This is a genomic window from Kitasatospora sp. NPDC033851 (assembly GCF_055576085.1).
The window spans coordinates 687,417-702,906 of the sequence record NZ_JBVIRL010000001.1; the positions used below are offsets into that span (position 1 = coordinate 687,417).

Genomic DNA, 15,490 nt, shown 5'->3' on the forward strand with positions numbered 1-15,490 from the left:
CCGCACCACCGAACCGACGAGGAAACACCATGACGCGCACCGCCCGTACCCGTTCCAGAGCCGTCGCCCTGTCGGCCGCCGCCGTCCTGCTCACCGCGGCCGCCGGCTGCGCCGGGTCCGGCGGCGGCTCCACCGGGGCGGGCGGCGGCGACGGCCGCGGCGGGACCCTGGTCATCGGCGCCACCGGCAAGCTGCCCAACACCGACACCGTGATCGGCGGCGCGGGTTTCGAGGGCAAGCGGCTGGTCTCCTTCCAGCTCTACGAGGGCCTCACCCGCTACGAGTTGCTCAAGGGCACCGACAAGCCGCCGACCGTCACCGGCGCCCTCGCCACCGACTGGCAGGTCGCGGCCGACCGCAGGACCTGGACCTTCACCCTCCGCCAGGGCGTGAAGTTCCAGGACGGCACCCCCTTCGACGCCGACGCCGTGGTCTTCAACCTGGCGCGCTACCTCGACAAGGGCAGCCCCGAGTACACCGACGCCCTCGGCGCCGCCGCCGCGGAGTACGCGGGCGACATCGCCTCCTACCGCAAGACCGACGCCGACCACGTCGAACTGGTCACCAAGGAACCCAACGGCCACTTCCCCGAGGACCTCGCGCACGTCCTGATCGCCAGTCCCACCGCCGTCCGCAAGGCCGGCTCGGCGAACTTCGCCCAACACCCGGTCGGTACCGGCCCGTTCTCCTTCGTCTCGCAGACCGAGGGCCAGCAGATCGAGCTCACCGCCAACAAGGACTACTGGCGCGGCGCCCCCAAGCTCGACCGCCTCGTGATCAAGGCGCTGCCGGACGCCGCCGCCCGCACCGCGGCCCTGCGCTCGGGCGGCGCGAACTGGATCGAGTACCCGAACCCGGACGACATCGAGAGCCTCAAGGCCGACGGCGTCACGATCGCCACCAACAGCTACGACCACCTCTGGTACTGGATCCTGGACACCTCCAAGGCCCCCTGGAACAACCCGCTGGTCCGCAAGGCCGCCAACTACGCGATCGACCGCAAGGCCATCGCCGACAATCTGCTGCACGGCACCGCCGACCCGGCCTACCAGGCCGCGCCGCGCGCCACCGCCGCCTACGACCCCGCCGGCGACGCCTACTCCTACGACCCGGCCAAGGCCCGGCAGTTGCTCACCGAGGCCGGCGTACCGAACGGCTTCGGCACCTCCGTCACGGTGCCCACCGGCGGCAGCGGCAACCTGCTGCCGGTGCCGATCGCCGAGGCCATCCAGCGGGACCTCGCCGCCGTCGGCATCAAGGTCGAACTGCGCACCACCGACTGGACCACCCTGATCGGCGCCGAGGCCAAGGGCCAGGTCGCGCTCGGTTCCGACGCCGTCGCGCAGTCCACCACGCTGTTCCAGTCCGAGGCACTGCTGCCGCTGTTCATCGGCTCCACGAGCCCGTTCTGGACCGGCCACTACGCGAACCCGCAGGTCGACGGGTTGCTCGCGTCCTCGGCCGCCGACGCCGACCAGGCCGCCCGGCAGGCCGGCTACCGCAGGGCCCTCACCCTCGTCACCCAGGACGCGCCCTGGCTGTTCGTGGTCAACGACCGCAACCCGCGGGCCCTTTCGCCGAAGGTCCACGGGCTCGTGCAGCCGCAGTCCTGGTTCCTCGACCTGACCACGGTCCGGGTCGGCTGAGGCTGACCGACGCCCCCTCTCCGACACCACCCCCAGCACCACCCCCGAGCACCACTGGAAGGACAACCGTCCGATGACCACCCCGCACCCGCCGCACCACCACACCGACACCGAGCCGCCCAAGTGGGGCATCACCCTGCCCCTGCCGGGCCTGACCATCGACCGGCACCGCTTCCTGGTCGAACGGCTGCCCGACCTCGGCTACACCGACGTGTGGAGCGCCGAGGGCGGCGGCACCGACGCCTTCACCCCGCTGGCCGCCACGGCGGCGTGGTCCCCGTCCCTGCGGATCGCCACCGGTATCGTCCCGGTGCACACCCGCGGCCCGGCGGTGCTCGCCCAGACCGCCGCGACACTCGCCCAACTCGCCCCCGGACGACTCCTGCTGGGCATCGGCGCCTCCGTCCCCGCGCACGTCACCGACATCAACGGCATCCCCTTCGACGAGCCGTTCAAGCGCACCCGGGACGTGCTGCGCTTCGTCACCCGGGCACTGCGCGGCGAGTACGTCACCGGCGGGTTCGACACCTTCGACATCACCGGCTACCGGCTGCCGCACCCGCCCGCCGACCCGGTCAAGGTGATCCTGGGCGCGCTGCGGCCCAACATGCTCCGGCTCGGCTTCACCGAGGGGGACGGCGCCATCACCAACCTGCTGTTCCCGCACGACGTGCCGAAGATCCTGGAGACCGTCGGCCCGCAGCCGCCAGGCAAGGAGCTGGTGGTGAAGGTCTTCGTCTGCCCCACCGAGGACACCGACTACGCCCACCGCGCCAGCCGGCCCTTCCTCGCCTGGATCCTCAACCGCGAGCCGTACCGGAAGTTCCACGAGTGGCTGGGCCACGGCGAGTTGCTCGCCGAGACCCACCGCCGGTGGGCCGAGGGGGATCCGGAGGGCGCCCAGAAGGCCCTGCCGGACGAGGTCGTCGACGGACTCTTCGTCAGCGGCTCCCCCGAGGAGTGCCGCGAACGCATCCTCGCCTACCACCGCCCGGGCGTCACCACCATCCAGCTGTACGTGTCGCTGCCGCCCGAGGTGTTCGTCAGCCGGGCCAAGCTGCTCGACACCCTGGCCCGGCTCGGCCCGGCCGCCCGCTGACCCGCCGCCGTTCCGTCCGATTCCCATCCGAGGAGAGCCCGTGCCCCTGGAGATCCGCGGCGGGGTCCGCGCCGCACCCGTCCCCGGCGACACCCCGCAGGAGCGCCAGGCCCTGCGCTGGGCCCCCGACGGCCGCGACCGCACCGCCGACCCCGCGTACGTCGCCCGCACCGCGCGCGAGAACGAGGAGGACGGGCTGGACAGCGCCCTGGTGGTGCAGTCCAGCTCGTGGCCCGACCCCTGGCTGGTGGCCTCCTGGGCGCTGGCCGCCACCACCCGGCTGCGCATCGCCGTCGCCCACCGGGTCGGCACCACCGCGCCGACCGTCGCCGCCCGTTCCCTGGCGACCCTGGACCGCCTCTCCGGCGGACGGGCGGCGGCACACGTCATCATCGGCTCCAGCGACCGCGACACGGCCCGCGACGGCGACCTCCTCGACAAGGCGGAGCGCTACCGCCGGGCCGAGGAGTACCTCGACCTGTTCACCCGCTACCTGACCGCCGACCGGGACATCGACCACAAGGGCGAGTTCTACACCGTGGCCGCCGCCCGCCCCGGCCTGCACCCGAGACCGGGCGGCGAGCTGCTCTCCTTCGGCGGCTCCTCACCGCAGGGCCTCGACCTCGCGGCCCGCTACGCGCAGGTGTACGCCGTCAGCCCGCTGCCGCTGCCCGACACCCGGCGGCGGATCGCCCAGGCCCGCGCCGCGGCCGCCGTCCACGGCCGGTCCCTGCGGATCTGGCGGCACGTCACCGTCGTCCTCGCCGACACCGACGAGGAGGCCCGCGACCGGGTCCGCCGACTGCGCCGGGACGCCCTGCGCCTCACCTCCGGCGGCGCCGGCGGCCGCTGGCGGGAGGCCGTCCAACTCGACCGCGACCGCGAGCGCGGCCACTCCGACCCCGCCCACGGCGACGAGCAGGTGGCCGCCTACGTCCGCCGCTCCCTCAGCGCCGCCTACGCCGGCTCCCCGGCCGCCGTCGCGGCCCGGATCGGGCTCCTCCGCTCGGCGGGCGTGGACATCGTCCAGCTCGACCTCGCCGTCGAGACCGACCACGACCGGGAGCTGCGCCGCGCCCTCGTCCGCCACCTCCGCGCCGGCCTCGGCACCCCGGCCGACCGCCGCGACTGGTGAACACGCCACCGCCCGGACCCCGGACCGCCTCAGCCGTACAGCGCCACCCTCGGCTGGATCGTGCCCGGGGAGGCCTTCAGCACGGTGAGCCGGTAGTACTGGGTCAGCGTGTGGTGGCTGTGGAGGACCAGTTTCGCCGAGGTGAGGCCGGTGTACAGCGTGCCGGTCTGGCTGGCCAGTGGCACGGTCTTCCAGGCGCCGCCGACCAGGATCTCGAGCTTGACGTTCCCCGGGGTGAGGAAGGGCCCGTTGTCGGGTGACTCGACGAGGATCTGCGGGGCGATGGTCTGGTCCGCCCCCGTGGGGTTGCGGTAGGTGACGGTGATCCGGTGCGCCGCGTGGTCGGACGGCAGCGGGCTGCCGGGCAGGTCGACGAAGGAGGTCGGCGCGGCGACGGCGACCGCCTGCGGGGCGGAGGCCACGGCGGCGGCCGCCGGTGAGGGCAGTGTGAAAGCGGCGGCCGGCAGGGCGGCGAGGGCGGTCAGGGCCAGGGCCCGGCCGAAAATCTTCCTGGTCGGCATGGCGGCCTCCTTCGATCGTTCTCGGGTCCCCCGGGAGTCCGCCGGCCGGACCGTACCCGTCCACCCTGCACTCCGATGGCGCAACGCGCATCCGCGCCGGACCGGCGGCCCCCGGGGTCCACGGCCGACGGGGCCGGTGGACCGGTAGATTTCGGTCCCCCACCACCACCCGAGGGAGCGCCCGTGCCCGCCCGGCCCAGCCTGCTGTACGTGACCGACCTGGCCTACCCGGCCCGCGGCCGCCGCTACGGCGACGAGGACGTCTTCCTCACCTCCCGGCTGCGGGAGTGGTTCGACCTGGCCCTGTGCCACCCGCTCGACGCCCGGGCCCTGATGGCGCGCTTCGACGCGGTCGTCGTGCGCAACAGCGGGCCGGTGCTGCACTACCGGGAGGAGTACGCCCGTTTCCGGGACCGGGCCCTGGCCGACGGCGTGCGGGTCTACAACCCGCTGACCGGGCGGGGGGACATGGCCGGGAAGCAGTACCTGCTGGACCTGACCGAGACCGGCCACCCGGTCATCCCCACCGTCGACCGGCCGCAGGACCTCGCCCGGCTGCCCGCCGCCGACCGCTACGCGGTCAAGCCCAAGGAGGGCGCCGACAGCATAGGCCTGCGCTTCCTCGCCCCCGAAGAGCTGGAGGGTCCGGACGGTCCCGCGTGGGGCGAGGTGCTGGTCCAGCCGCGGATCGACTTCCGGTACGAGGTCTCGTTCTACTTCGTGGACGACGCCTTCCAGTACGCCCTGCACGCCCCCGACCCGGCCCGCCGCTGGGTGCTGGAGCCGTACGAGCCGAGCCCGGCCGACCTCGGGTTCGCCCGGCGCTTCGTCGACTGGAACACGCTCGAGCACGGGATCCAGCGGGTGGACGCCTGCCGGGCGCCCGACGGGCGCCTGCTCCTGGTCGAGCTGGAGGACCTCAACCCCTACCTGTCCCTCGACCTGGTCCCCGAGGAGACCCGGGAGCGCTTCGTCCGGGCCATGGCCGGCTCGCTGCGCCGATTCCTGGCTCTGCCGGGCTGACCGACGGACAGGCGGACCGACGGACGGGCGGACCGACGGACGGGCGGACCGACGGACGGGCTGCCCCGGGGCCTCACTGCCGGGGGACGCCCCCGACGAAGTCCTTCAGGGCGTCCATCCGGGTCCGCCGCCCGGGCGGGTAGCGGCGCAGCGAGCGCTCGGCCCGGCGCGAGCCCGGCCGGTAGCGCCAGCGGGCCCACGGCGAGTCGGGTTTGGCCAGCCGCAGGCAGGCGACCAGCGCGATCAGGGGCACCAGCAGCCCGATCACGCCGACCGCCGTCTTGCCCTTGAGGATCGCCCCGACGGAGAACAGCAGGTTGACCAGCAGCAGCACGGCGAAGGTCAGATGGGCGGCGGCGCCCTGGCCGGTGTCGGAGAACGGGCTGAACCCGGCGACCAGCAGCAGTCCGACCGCCACCGCCAGGAAGGTCGCGTCGACGGACTTGCGGCCTTCGCGCGTCCAGTAGACGTCCTCCAGGTGCAGCCACAGCGCGTACTCGTCGAGGGTGAGCGCGGCGCCGGCGCCGAACAGCGCGGCCAGGACCTGCACCCCGGGGGTGTCCGGGCGGTAGGCGAACTCCATCGCGCCGGCCACCAGCATCGCGAGGATGCCGTACACCTGGTGGTGCACATGGGTGCCGCCGACCTCGACGTTGCGGAACGGCCCGCGCCCGGCCCGGATCAGCCGGGTGACCACCCGGGTGCCCACGAAGGTGAGCACGAACGCACCGACCATCCACAGGCCGATGCCGTGGTTGGGCACGGTCACCACCACCTCGACCTCGGTGTCCGCGGAGCCCACGGCCGCGGCGTCCCGTCAGTGGCCGTGCGGGGCGTGTGCTCCGCAACACTCGCGCCGTCGCGGCCCGTTACCCTCCGGCACCACGCACCTCCGCACCATGCCGCGCTGATCTGCCCGGGGCGGTCGGACGGGCCCGGGGCCTCTACTGCCCAGCGTATCCGGATCAAGCGGAAGGGGCCCGCACGGGCGGGCCCCTTCGCGATCACTCGGTCTGCGGGAACAGGACTACAGGTTGGAGCACTGCCCGAGCCTCGGCCCGGTCACCGTGTTCGGGTGTCCGTCGTTGGTGGGCGGCGGGGTGTTGCCGGCGCAGGAGAGCATCCCGCCGATGGTGTTGCTCTCGATCTCCGCGCGGGTGTCCTCGGGGAACGGACCGGTGCCGGTCGTGCCCTGGACCTGGACCGATCCGGTCACCTGGTTGGCGATGACCTCCAGGCCGCCGTGGTTGCTGCCGAGCAGCAGGGAGCCGTTGAGCCGGTTGCCGGCGCAGCCGTCGTCACCGGGGTCGCCGACGAGCACGAAGCCGGTCGAGCTGTAGACGCTGGTCGTGATGCCGACCGTACTTCCACACAGGGCGAAGAGCGTGCCGTTGGAGGACAGGACGGCCCCGTGGACGGTGGAGCCGCTGATGAACAGCGCGCCGCCGCCCGGGTTGTGGACGGTGCCGTTGACGGTGGCGCCGACGACGCAGGTGCTGTCACCGGTCGCGACCACGTCGCCGACGGTCCCGGTGATGGTCCTGGTGCAGCTCACCGTCTGGGTGATCGACTCCAGGCTGCCCGCCAGGTAGTTCCCGTCGCCGCTGTACTGGGCGGTGATGGTGTGGGTGCCCGGCAGCAGGTTCGCGAAACTCACCTGGGTGCGGCCGCAGTTGGTGCCGCCGCCGGGGGTCAGCGTGCCGGTGCCGAGCAGGGTCGTGCCGTCCCGGAAGGTGACGGTCCCGGTGGGCGGCAGGCTCGGGTTGGTGCTGGGGAACGCCGGACACACGGTGTCGGTGAAGGTCACCGCGTGACCGAAGGGCGACGGGTTCGCCGATGGCGTGAGGGTCGTGTCGACCGGTGCCTTCTCGACGTTCTGGACGAGGGTCATCGCCGTGTCGCCCACGAAGTTCGGGTCGCCGCTGTAGGTGGCGTCCACGTTGTGCGGGCCGGGGCTGAGGGAGGCGATGTCGTCGGAGGTCGCCGTGCCGGTCGTGGTGTCGACGGGAACCGGGCTGCCGAGCTGGGTGCCGTCCACCGCGAAGGTGACCGTGCCGCCGTCCGGTACGGGCACGACGGTCGCGGTGAAGTGCACCGGCTGGCCGTACAGCGAGGGGTTGGACGAGGAGGACAGCGTCGACTTGGTGAACTGCGGGACGCTGAAGAAGATCGTGTCGGTCGGCTGCGCGGTGGTCTGGCCGAGGCCGTTGAGGTTGCCGATGAACGCCCCGTAGAAGGTGTTCCCGACGGCCTTGAGCTGCTGGTAGTCGCCGAAGAGCCGCTCGTTGGGGTTGCTCGCGGTGCCGACCTTGGTGGTGTACGACTGCAGGACGGTGTCGGTGAAGGTCGCGCCGTGGTCGGTGCTGCGGGCGAGGTGGGCGGTGAACTCGGGGAAGCCGCTGGCGTTGGTGCCGTCGTTGGTCAGGTAGAGGACCCCGACCGTCCCGTCGTTGAGGACCGCCACGGAGGGCAGCGCCGCGTTGGTCGAGGCGGAGACGTTGACGGCGCCGCCGACGTTCATGCCGCCCGTGCCGTTGTCCGTGAGCCGGCGGATCCGGATCTGGTTGTTGCCGGAGACGTCCGCGCCGTAGGCCACGTAGACGTCGCCGTTGGTCGGGTCGACGGCGACGTGGTCGACGCCGCCCTGGAGGGAGTTGACCCCGCCGAACTTGTAACCGGCGTTGCCCTGGCGGGTGTTGTCCGTGGAGACGGCGATGCCGTCCGTGCTCCCGCCCAGCGTCCAGTTCTGTCCGGCGTCGGTGGACCGGTTGAGCATCAGGGTGACGTTCTCCGGCTGGGTGGTCCCGCCGCCCTGCTGGTAGAGGGCGTACATGGTGCCGTTGCGCCGGTCGGCGGCCAGCCGGAGCCCGCCGTTGATGACGCCGCCGCTGAGCGCGCCGGTGCCGGCCACGTTGTCCCGGTCGAAGTTGACCGGCGGCGTGTTGTTGGCGTTGTGGGAGACGTTCACGCGGTCGTGCGGGACGCCGCCGCGGAAGTCCTGGTAGGCGACGTAGACGTTGTCCTGGCTTGCCGTGCCGGTGTCGCGGTTGACGATCAGCCAGGGCTGGTCGGCGTTGGTGCCGGTGGCGCTGGTGATCTGGGTGGTGGTGGGCGTCGGGTTGTTCCAGCTCCACGACGCCAGTTTGGTCGGGTCGGTGGTCGAGCCGGTGACGATCTGGTTCCCGCCGGTCAGGAAGGTGGCGTAGAGGGTGCCGTTGCGGCCGAAGTCGATCGTCTGGTCGTTCGGGCCGCCCGAGGTGTTCGCCACGCCCGGGGGCGGCGGGATGGTGGCCTCGTCCTTCCAGGTGATCCCGCCGTCCGCCGAGTACAGCAGGTCGGCGTTGCCGTTCCAGGGGAAGGTGAAGCGGGTGATGGCGACCTGCTGGGGGTTGGCGGGGTTCATCGCGACGGAGGCCTCGCCGAACGTGGTGGCGCCGACGGCCGCGTCCGCGTCGACGACGTACACGCCCGGCGTCCTGACCGCCGGCCGCACCCTCCTGGGGCTCGTCGGGACGGTGCGTGGCGAACGGTCCGGCGGCTGGTCGCTGCCGTCCTGGACCGAGGGTGCCGACGGGCTCTCGGCCGCCCACGCGTGCGCCGACACCAGGGCCGGACCGGCGGCCAGGGACAGCGCCAGGGCCGCGCCGAGCGACCGTCTGAACAGGTCCGGTCGTGGTCGGGGTCTTACGGGTTCCACCGGCGGTTCCTTTCGAACGAGCACACAGAGTGGTCACAGTGTGTGGAGGCCGGAACCCGGACGATCGTCGGGCGCGAGCGCCGTACACTCGTTCGCCCACCGAATCACCCCCTTCGGACGAGCGACGCACCCCGGAACGCACCGCCGCCCCGGGAGCGGTCTCCCGGGGCGGCAGGGCTCACACGGCGTCAGGACGCGCACGGCGCCAGGACTGACGTGGCGTCAGCAGATCCGCGGCAGCTGTTCGCCCATCGGCAGGTCCACCACCCTGGTGCCGCCGAAACCGGTCCGGGCGACGACCATGCCGGGGTGCTCCCCGACGCACTCGCCGATCACCACCGCCTCCGCGCCGAGCGGGTGGGCGCGCATGGCGGCGAGGACCGCGTCCGCCTCCCGGCGCGGCACGAAGGCGACGAGCTTGCCCTCGTTGGCGACGTACATCGGGTCCAGGCCCAGCAGTGCGCAGGCGTTGGCGACCGCGTCGGGGACGGGGACGGCCCGCTCGCTGATGGTCACGCCCACTCCGGCGGCGGCCGCGATCTCGTTGAGCGCCGCCGCCAGCCCGCCGCGGGTGGGGTCGCGCAGCACGTGCAGGTCGGGGGTGACGGCGAGCATCGCCTCGACCAGGCCGCCGAGCGCCGCGCAGTCGCTGCGCACCTCGACCCCGAACTCCAGGCCCTCCCGGACGCTCATGATCGCGACCCCGTGCAACCCGATCGGCCCGCTGACGATCACCACGTCGCCGGGGGCGGCCCGCTGCGGCCGGATGTCGACCCCGGCGGGCACCAGGCCGATGCCGGCGGTGTTCAGGTAGATGCCGTCGCCGTGCCCGGCCTCGACCACCTTGGTGTCCCCGGTGGCCACCTCGACCCCGGCGGTCCGGGCGGCGGTGCCGAGCGCCCGGGCCACCCGGTCGACCACGGACATCTCCACCCCTTCCTCCAGGATGAACCCGCAGGACAGGTACGCCGCCCGGGCCCCGCTCATCGCGAGGTCGTTGACCGTGCCGTTGACGGCGAGGTCGCCGATGCTGCCGCCCGGGAAGAACAGCGGCCGGACGACGTAGGAGTCGGTGGAGAAGGCCAGCCGGGCCCCGCCGAGCTCCAGGACGGCCGAGTCGCCGAGCCCGGCGAGGGCCGGGCCGCCGAAGGCCGGCGCGAAGAGGTTCTCCACCAGTTCGGCGGACATCGCCCCGCCGCCGCCGTGCCCCATCACCACCCGGGGGTGGTCGCGCAGCGGCAGCGGGCAGCTCCAGCCGGCGAAGTCGGGCGCGGGCGGGGCGTCGGCGGCCGCCCCGGTGAGGATTTCGGTGTCAGCCAACGGGGCTCGCCTCCTGAGCGGCGACCGGCGCGCTCAGCCGCCGGTAGAGGTAGTACGCGGCGCAGGCGCCCTCGCTGGAGACCATGGTGGCGCCGAGCGGGGTGCGCGGGGTGCAGACCGTGCCGAAGGCCTCGCACTGGTGGGGCTTCAGCAGTCCCTGCAGCACCTCGCCGCTGCGGCAGGCGGCGGGTTCACACGTGGTGATCCCCGCGACGTCGAAGCGGTGTTCGGCGTCGTGGTCCCGGTAGTGCGGCGCGAGCCGCCAGCCGCTCTGCGGGATCACGCCGATGCCGCGCCAGGGGCGGTCGGCCACTTCGAAGACGTCCTCCAGCATGGCGCGCGCCGCCGGGTTGCCCTCCGGCCGGACGGCCCGCGGGTAGGCATTGTCGACGGTGTGCTCCCCGCGCTCCAACTGCCGTACGGTGCGCCGGATTCCCTCCAGGATGTCGAGCGGTTCGAAGCCGGTGACCACGATCGGCACCCGGTGGCGGTCGGCGAGCGCCGGGTACTCGTCGGTGCCCATCACGCTGCACACGTGACCGGCGGCGAGGAAGCCCTGGACCCGGCAGTCCGGCGACGCCATGATCGCGTCGATCGCCGGGGGCACCCGGACGTGCGAGACCAGCATGCTGAAGTTCCGCAGGCCCTGCTTCCTGGCCAGGTGGACGGCCATCGCGTTCGGCGGCGCGGTGGTCTCGAAGCCGATGCCGAAGAAAACGACCTCCCGGTCCGGGTTCTCCCGCGCGATCCGCAGCGCGTCGAGCGGCGAGTAGACCACCCGGACGTCGCCGCCCTCGCCGCGGACCCGGAACAGGTCGCGGTCGGTGCCGGGCACCCGCAGCATGTCCCCGAAGGAGCAGAAGATCACCTCGGGCCGGGCGGCGATCGCCAGCGCACGGTCGATCATCTCCAGCGGGGTGACGCACACCGGGCACCCCGGCCCGTGAATCAACTCGACTTCCTCCGGCAGGAGTTGGTCGATGGCATGCCGGATGATGCTGTGCGTCTGACCGCCGCACACCTCCATCAGCGCCCACGGCCGGGTGACCGTGGCCCTGATGTCCGCGAGCAGGCCCTCGGCCAGCTCCGGGTTGCGGAACTCCTCCAGGTACTTCACCGTCCGGCCTCCTCAGCCGCTCGCGCCGCGTCCTGCCCCGCCACCGCGTCCTGCTCCGCCGCCGCGTCCTGCTCCGGCACCGCTGCGAACGCCCCCACGGCGAACTCGCCCGCCGCCTCCCACGGGTCGCCGAACTCCTCCTGCAGCAGCCCGAGTTCCTCGAACAGGGCGAGGGTGCGCCGGGCCGACTCCTCGTCCAGTCGCTGCAGCGCGAAGCCCACGTGGACGATCGCGTAGTCGCCCACCGCGAGGTCGGGCAGGTACTCCAGACACACGTCCTTGATCACCCCCCCGAAGTCCATGACCGCCATCCGGGTCCCGTCCCGCTCCCCGATCTCCGTCACCCTGCCGGGTACCGCCAGGCACATCCGCTCTCACTCCTCCCGGGTGGCCGCCGAGCGGGCGGCCACCATCAGCTGGCCGAGCGCCAGCCCTCCGTCGTTGGGCGGCACCCGGCGGTGCCGCAGCACGGTGAAGCCGTCCTCCCCGAGGCCGCGCGCGCAGGCCGAGGAGAGCAGGGCGTTGGCGAAGACGCCGCCGCTGAGCGCCACCGTGGTCGTGCCGTACCGCTCCCGGACGGCCGCGCACACCCGGCGGACCAGGTCGGCCACCGCGGCGTGGAAGCGTGCGGCGACCAACCCGACGGGCGCGCCCGCGGCCACGTCCGCCACCACCGCGGCCAGCACCGGCCCGGGGTCGGCGAGCCAGCCGTCCGCCCGGGCGGGCAGCCCGAATCCGTAGCCCGCCACCGCACCGAACTCGGCGGCGGCCGCCTCCAGTTCGATCGCCGCCTGGGCCTCGTACCCGGCCCGCTGGCAGATCCCGGCGAGCGAGGAGACCGCGTCGAAGAGCCGGCCCATGCTGGAGGTCGGCACGCAGTTCAGGCCGCGCTCCAACTGCCGCTCCAACAGCCGAAGTTCCTCCGCCGGGCAGGCCGCGACCGGCGGCAGCCCGGCGGTCCAGGGCAGCCCGGCGGCGCGCAGGTGCGCCAGCGCGGTCCGGTACGGGCGTTCGACCGCCGTGTCCCCGCCGGGCAGCGGCACATAGCCGAGGTGGGCGAGGCGGCGGAACCCGTCGTAGTCGGCCAGCAGTACTTCGCCGCCCCAGATCGCGCCGTCCTCGCCGTAGCCGGTGCCGTCGAAGGCCAGGCCGAGCACCGGCCGGCTGCCGTCCAGGCCGTGCTCGGCCATCACGGCGGCGATGTGCGCGTGGTGGTGCTGCACCTGGCGCACCGGGCGGCCGGCGGCGGTCCGCTCGGCGTGCCGGACCGAGCGGTAGCCGGGGTGCCGGTCGGTGACCAGCAGTTCGGGGCGCACCCCGGTGACCGTGCCGAGCTGGTCGACCGCGCGGTCGAAGGCGCGCAGCGTGGCAAGGTCGTCCATGTCCCCGATGTGGCCGGACAGCCAGGCGTAGCCCTCGCGGGCCAGCGCGAAGGCGTTCTTCAGGTCGCCGCCGACCGCGAGCGCCGGGCGGACGGGCACCGGCAGGGGCAGCGGCAGCGGCGCGTATCCGCGTGAGCGGCGCAGCGGCAGCTGTTCGCCGTCCACCACCCGCACCACCGAGTCCTCGCACGGGACGTGGATCGGCCGGTCGTGGGTGAGCCAACCGTCGACCAGCGGGGCGAGCTTCTCCAGGGCCTCCCGGTCGTCGGTGACGATCGGCTCGCCGGAGAGGTTGGCGCTGGTCATCACCAGCAGGTCCGGCCCCGGTGCGGCGAGCAGCAGATGGTGCAGCGGCGTGTAGGGCAGCATCACCCCGAGGTCGGGGCTGCGTGGGGCCACCGCCTCGAACTCGGGCGACGGCACTCCGGTGCGGCGCAGCAGGACGATCGGCCGTACCGGTCCGGTGAGCAGTTCCCGCTCGACCGGGCCGAGCGGCAGCAGGCCGTCGACGGTGGCGAGGTCACGGGCCATCAGCGCGAAGGGCTTGTCGCCGCGCCGCTTGCGGCGGCGCAGCAGGGCGACGGTGCCGGCGTCGCGCGCGTCGCAGGCCAGGTGGTAGCCGCCGATGCCCTTGACGGCGAGGACCGTCCCGGTGGCCAGCAGCCGGCGGGCCTCGGTGAGCGCGTCCTCCCCGGCGAGGTCGGCGTGCCCGGGCACGGTCAGCGCGAGCTGCGGCCCGCAGGCGTGGCAGGCGACCGGCTGTGCGTGGAAGCGGCGGTCGGCCGGGTCGGTGTACTCCCGGGCGCAGTCCGCGCACATCGGGAAGCCGGCCATGGTGGTGTTGGCGCGGTCGTAGGGCAGGCCGGTGACGATGGTGTGCCGGGGGCCGCAGTTGGTGCAGCTGATGAAGGGGTGCCGGTGGCGGCGGTCGGCCGGGTCGGCGAGTTCGGCGAGGCAGTCGGCGCAGACGGCGACGTCGGGCGGGATCAGGGTGGCCCGGGGCCCGTCGGTCCGGGACGGGGTGATGGCGAAGCCCGTCGCGCCGGTGGCGGTGAGCGGCGCGTGTTCGACGGAGGCGACGTGCGCGAGCGGCGGCGCGTCGCCGGCCACCCGCCGGCAGAACGCCTCCACCGCCTCGGGGCTGCCCTCGACCTCGGCCAGGACGCCTTCGCCGGTGTTGGTGACGCTGCCGGCCAGGCCGAGTTCACCGGCCAGGGTGAAGACGAAGGGCCGGAAGCCGACCCCCTGGACGAGGCCGCGGACGGTGACCTGCCGCCGCTCGCGGTCGAGTGCGCGGGGACCGACCGTCACGGGGCCTCCCCGACCACCGCGTTCTCGTGCCCGTGCCCGTGCTCGTGTCGGTGCCCGTGCTCGTGCTCGTGCTCAGGCCTGTGCTCGTGCCCGTGCTCGTGCTCAGGCCCGTGCCCGTGCTCGTGCCCGTGCTCATGGGGGGTGGCAGCCATCACCGGCCGGTGCGGCTCGGCGCCGTCCAGGACGGCCAGTGCCCGCTCCAGCAGCGCCCCGACGCCCTGCCCGGTGCGGGCCGAGGTGTGCACCACCTCCACCCCGGGGTTGACCCGGCGGATGTTCGCCGTGAACGTGGCCTCGTCGAAATCGGCCGCCACGGCGAGGTCGGTCTTGGTCACCAGCACCAGGTTGGCCAGCCCGAAGGCGGTCGGGTACTTGAGCGGCTTGTCCTCGCCCTCGGTCACCGAGGCGAGCACCACCCGCAGCGACTCCCCGAGGTCGTACGAGGCCGGGCAGACCAGGTTGCCGACGTTCTCCACGAAGAGCAGCCGGCAGTCCTGCGGCAGCCAGCCGTCCAGGTGTCCGGCGAGCATCCGTGCCTCGAGGTGGCAGAGCCCGTCGGTGAGCACCTGCTTGACCGGCGCGCCCGAGCGGGCCAACCGTAGCGCGTCGTTCTCGGTGGCGAGGTCGGCGGTCAGCGCGGCGACCGGCACCCCGCGCCGCCGGGCCAGCCCCAACTCGGCTTCCAGCAGGGCGGTCTTGCCGCTGCCGGGGCTGGAGAGCAGGTTCACCGCGACCGTCCCCCGGGCGGCCAGCGCCGCCCGCAGCTCGCGGGCGCTGTCGTCGTTGCGGGCGAGGACCGCCTGGCGGAGGTCGACCGTGCGGCACATCGGCATCAGCCTTTCTGTTCGGCCGGAACGTCCGGGCGCTCGGCCCACTCGACGTCGAGGATCTGGAGCTCGCGCCCGGACAGCAGCTCGACGCCGCCGCCGGAGCAGCTGGGGCAGCCGAGGTCCGGCGGCATGCCGACGGCCCACTCGGTGTCGCAGGGCACGCACCGGGCCCGCGCCGCGACCGGCTCGGTGTGCAGCACCGCGCCCTCCACCAGCGTTCCGGCGCAGGCCAGTTCGAAGCAGAAGTCGAGGGCCTGGGGGACGACTCCCGCCAGCTCGCCCACCTGCAGCCGCACCCGGGCCACCCCGGCGGCCCCGTGGTCACGCGCGGCCGCGTCGACCTGTTCGACGACGGCGGCGGCGATCGACATCTCGTGCATCGGTCCCTTCCCACGGCGGGCGGTCGGCG

At 73.6% G+C, this 15,490-nt stretch carries 13 protein-coding genes; 4 read left to right on the plus strand and 9 right to left on the minus strand.

Annotated elements, in window-relative coordinates; translation table 11 throughout:
* Positions 1 to 29 precede the first annotated feature (29 nt).
* The 3 genes from ACZ51D_RS02585 to ACZ51D_RS02595 all read left to right on the plus strand — a co-directional run bounded on the left by ACZ51D_RS02585 (position 30) and on the right by ACZ51D_RS02595 (position 3,880).
* Positions 30 to 1,646, plus strand: coding sequence for an ABC transporter substrate-binding protein (locus ACZ51D_RS02585; RefSeq protein WP_465660935.1), 1,617 nt, complete (start codon positions 30 to 32; stop codon positions 1,644 to 1,646).
* A 73-nt stretch (positions 1,647 to 1,719) separates the two neighbouring features.
* Positions 1,720 to 2,745 (plus strand): LLM class F420-dependent oxidoreductase, encoded by a 1,026-nt coding sequence (locus ACZ51D_RS02590; protein ID WP_465619476.1) that lies wholly within the window; start codon positions 1,720 to 1,722, stop codon positions 2,743 to 2,745.
* Positions 2,746 to 2,785: 40 nt separating this feature from the next.
* Positions 2,786 to 3,880: an LLM class flavin-dependent oxidoreductase gene (locus ACZ51D_RS02595; protein ID WP_465660937.1), complete on the plus strand. Its 1,095-nt coding sequence runs from the start codon at positions 2,786 to 2,788 to the stop codon at positions 3,878 to 3,880.
* Positions 3,881 to 3,909: 29 nt separating this feature from the next.
* Here the strand turns inward: ACZ51D_RS02595 and ACZ51D_RS02600 are convergent, their stop codons facing one another.
* Positions 3,910 to 4,401, minus strand: coding sequence for a signal peptide protein (locus tag ACZ51D_RS02600; RefSeq protein WP_465660939.1), 492 nt, complete (start codon positions 4,399 to 4,401; stop codon positions 3,910 to 3,912).
* A 183-nt stretch (positions 4,402 to 4,584) separates the two neighbouring features.
* Here ACZ51D_RS02600 and ACZ51D_RS02605 point away from each other — a divergent pair, with 183 nt between their 5' ends.
* Positions 4,585 to 5,424 carry an ATP-grasp domain-containing protein gene (locus tag ACZ51D_RS02605; RefSeq protein ID WP_465619482.1) on the plus strand — a complete coding sequence of 280 codons (840 nt, stop codon included), beginning with the start codon at positions 4,585 to 4,587 and terminating at the stop codon, positions 5,422 to 5,424.
* 73 nt (positions 5,425 to 5,497) lie between these two features.
* Here ACZ51D_RS02605 and ACZ51D_RS02610 read toward each other — a convergent pair whose 3' ends face one another.
* The 8 genes from ACZ51D_RS02610 to hypA form a co-directional block, all read right to left on the minus strand.
* Positions 5,498 to 6,226 carry a hypothetical protein gene (locus tag ACZ51D_RS02610; protein WP_360490994.1) on the minus strand — a complete coding sequence of 243 codons (729 nt, stop codon included), beginning with the start codon at positions 6,224 to 6,226 and terminating at the stop codon, positions 5,498 to 5,500.
* Positions 6,227 to 6,451: 225 nt separating this feature from the next.
* On the minus strand, positions 6,452 to 9,121 hold the full coding sequence (locus tag ACZ51D_RS02615) for an Ig-like domain repeat protein (RefSeq protein WP_465660941.1): 2,670 nt from the start codon (positions 9,119 to 9,121) through the stop codon (positions 6,452 to 6,454).
* 222 nt (positions 9,122 to 9,343) lie between these two features.
* Entirely contained in the window at positions 9,344 to 10,333 is a 990-nt protein-coding gene (hypE, locus tag ACZ51D_RS02620) for a hydrogenase expression/formation protein HypE (protein WP_465661053.1), read from the minus strand.
* A gap of 100 nt (positions 10,334 to 10,433) precedes the next feature.
* Positions 10,434 to 11,558, minus strand: coding sequence for a hydrogenase formation protein HypD (gene hypD, locus ACZ51D_RS02625; RefSeq protein WP_465619487.1), 1,125 nt, complete (start codon positions 11,556 to 11,558; stop codon positions 10,434 to 10,436).
* A complete protein-coding gene (locus tag ACZ51D_RS02630; protein ID WP_465660943.1) occupies positions 11,555 to 11,926 on the minus strand; it encodes a HypC/HybG/HupF family hydrogenase formation chaperone in 372 nt (123 codons plus the stop codon). The genes hypD and ACZ51D_RS02630 overlap by 4 nt, the downstream gene beginning before the upstream one ends.
* 6 nt (positions 11,927 to 11,932) lie before the next feature.
* Positions 11,933 to 14,251: a carbamoyltransferase HypF gene (gene hypF, locus ACZ51D_RS02635; protein WP_465660945.1), complete on the minus strand. Its 2,319-nt coding sequence runs from the start codon at positions 14,249 to 14,251 to the stop codon at positions 11,933 to 11,935.
* Positions 14,248 to 15,078 (minus strand): hydrogenase nickel incorporation protein HypB, encoded by an 831-nt coding sequence (gene hypB / locus ACZ51D_RS02640; RefSeq protein ID WP_465660947.1) that lies wholly within the window; start codon positions 15,076 to 15,078, stop codon positions 14,248 to 14,250. Before hypB ends, hypF begins: the two co-directional genes overlap by 4 nt.
* 5 nt (positions 15,079 to 15,083) lie before the next feature.
* Positions 15,084 to 15,461, minus strand: coding sequence for a hydrogenase maturation nickel metallochaperone HypA (gene hypA / locus ACZ51D_RS02645; RefSeq protein ID WP_360491012.1), 378 nt, complete (start codon positions 15,459 to 15,461; stop codon positions 15,084 to 15,086).
* Positions 15,462 to 15,490 lie beyond the last annotated feature (29 nt).

Coding starts and splice junctions, on each gene's coding strand:
- ACZ51D_RS02590 (WP_465619476.1), top strand. CDS start 1,720: ATGACCACCCCGCACCCGCCGCACCACCACACCGACACCGAGCCGCCC.
- hypB (WP_465660947.1), bottom strand. CDS start 15,078: ATGTGCCGCACGGTCGACCTCCGCCAGGCGGTCCTCGCCCGCAACGAC.
- ACZ51D_RS02630 (WP_465660943.1), bottom strand. CDS start 11,926: ATGTGCCTGGCGGTACCCGGCAGGGTGACGGAGATCGGGGAGCGGGAC.
- hypA (WP_360491012.1), bottom strand. CDS start 15,461: ATGCACGAGATGTCGATCGCCGCCGCCGTCGTCGAACAGGTCGACGCG.
- ACZ51D_RS02585 (WP_465660935.1), top strand. CDS start 30: ATGACGCGCACCGCCCGTACCCGTTCCAGAGCCGTCGCCCTGTCGGCC.
- hypE (WP_465661053.1), bottom strand. CDS start 10,333: ATGGGGCACGGCGGCGGCGGGGCGATGTCCGCCGAACTGGTGGAGAAC.
- ACZ51D_RS02600 (WP_465660939.1), bottom strand. CDS start 4,401: ATGCCGACCAGGAAGATTTTCGGCCGGGCCCTGGCCCTGACCGCCCTC.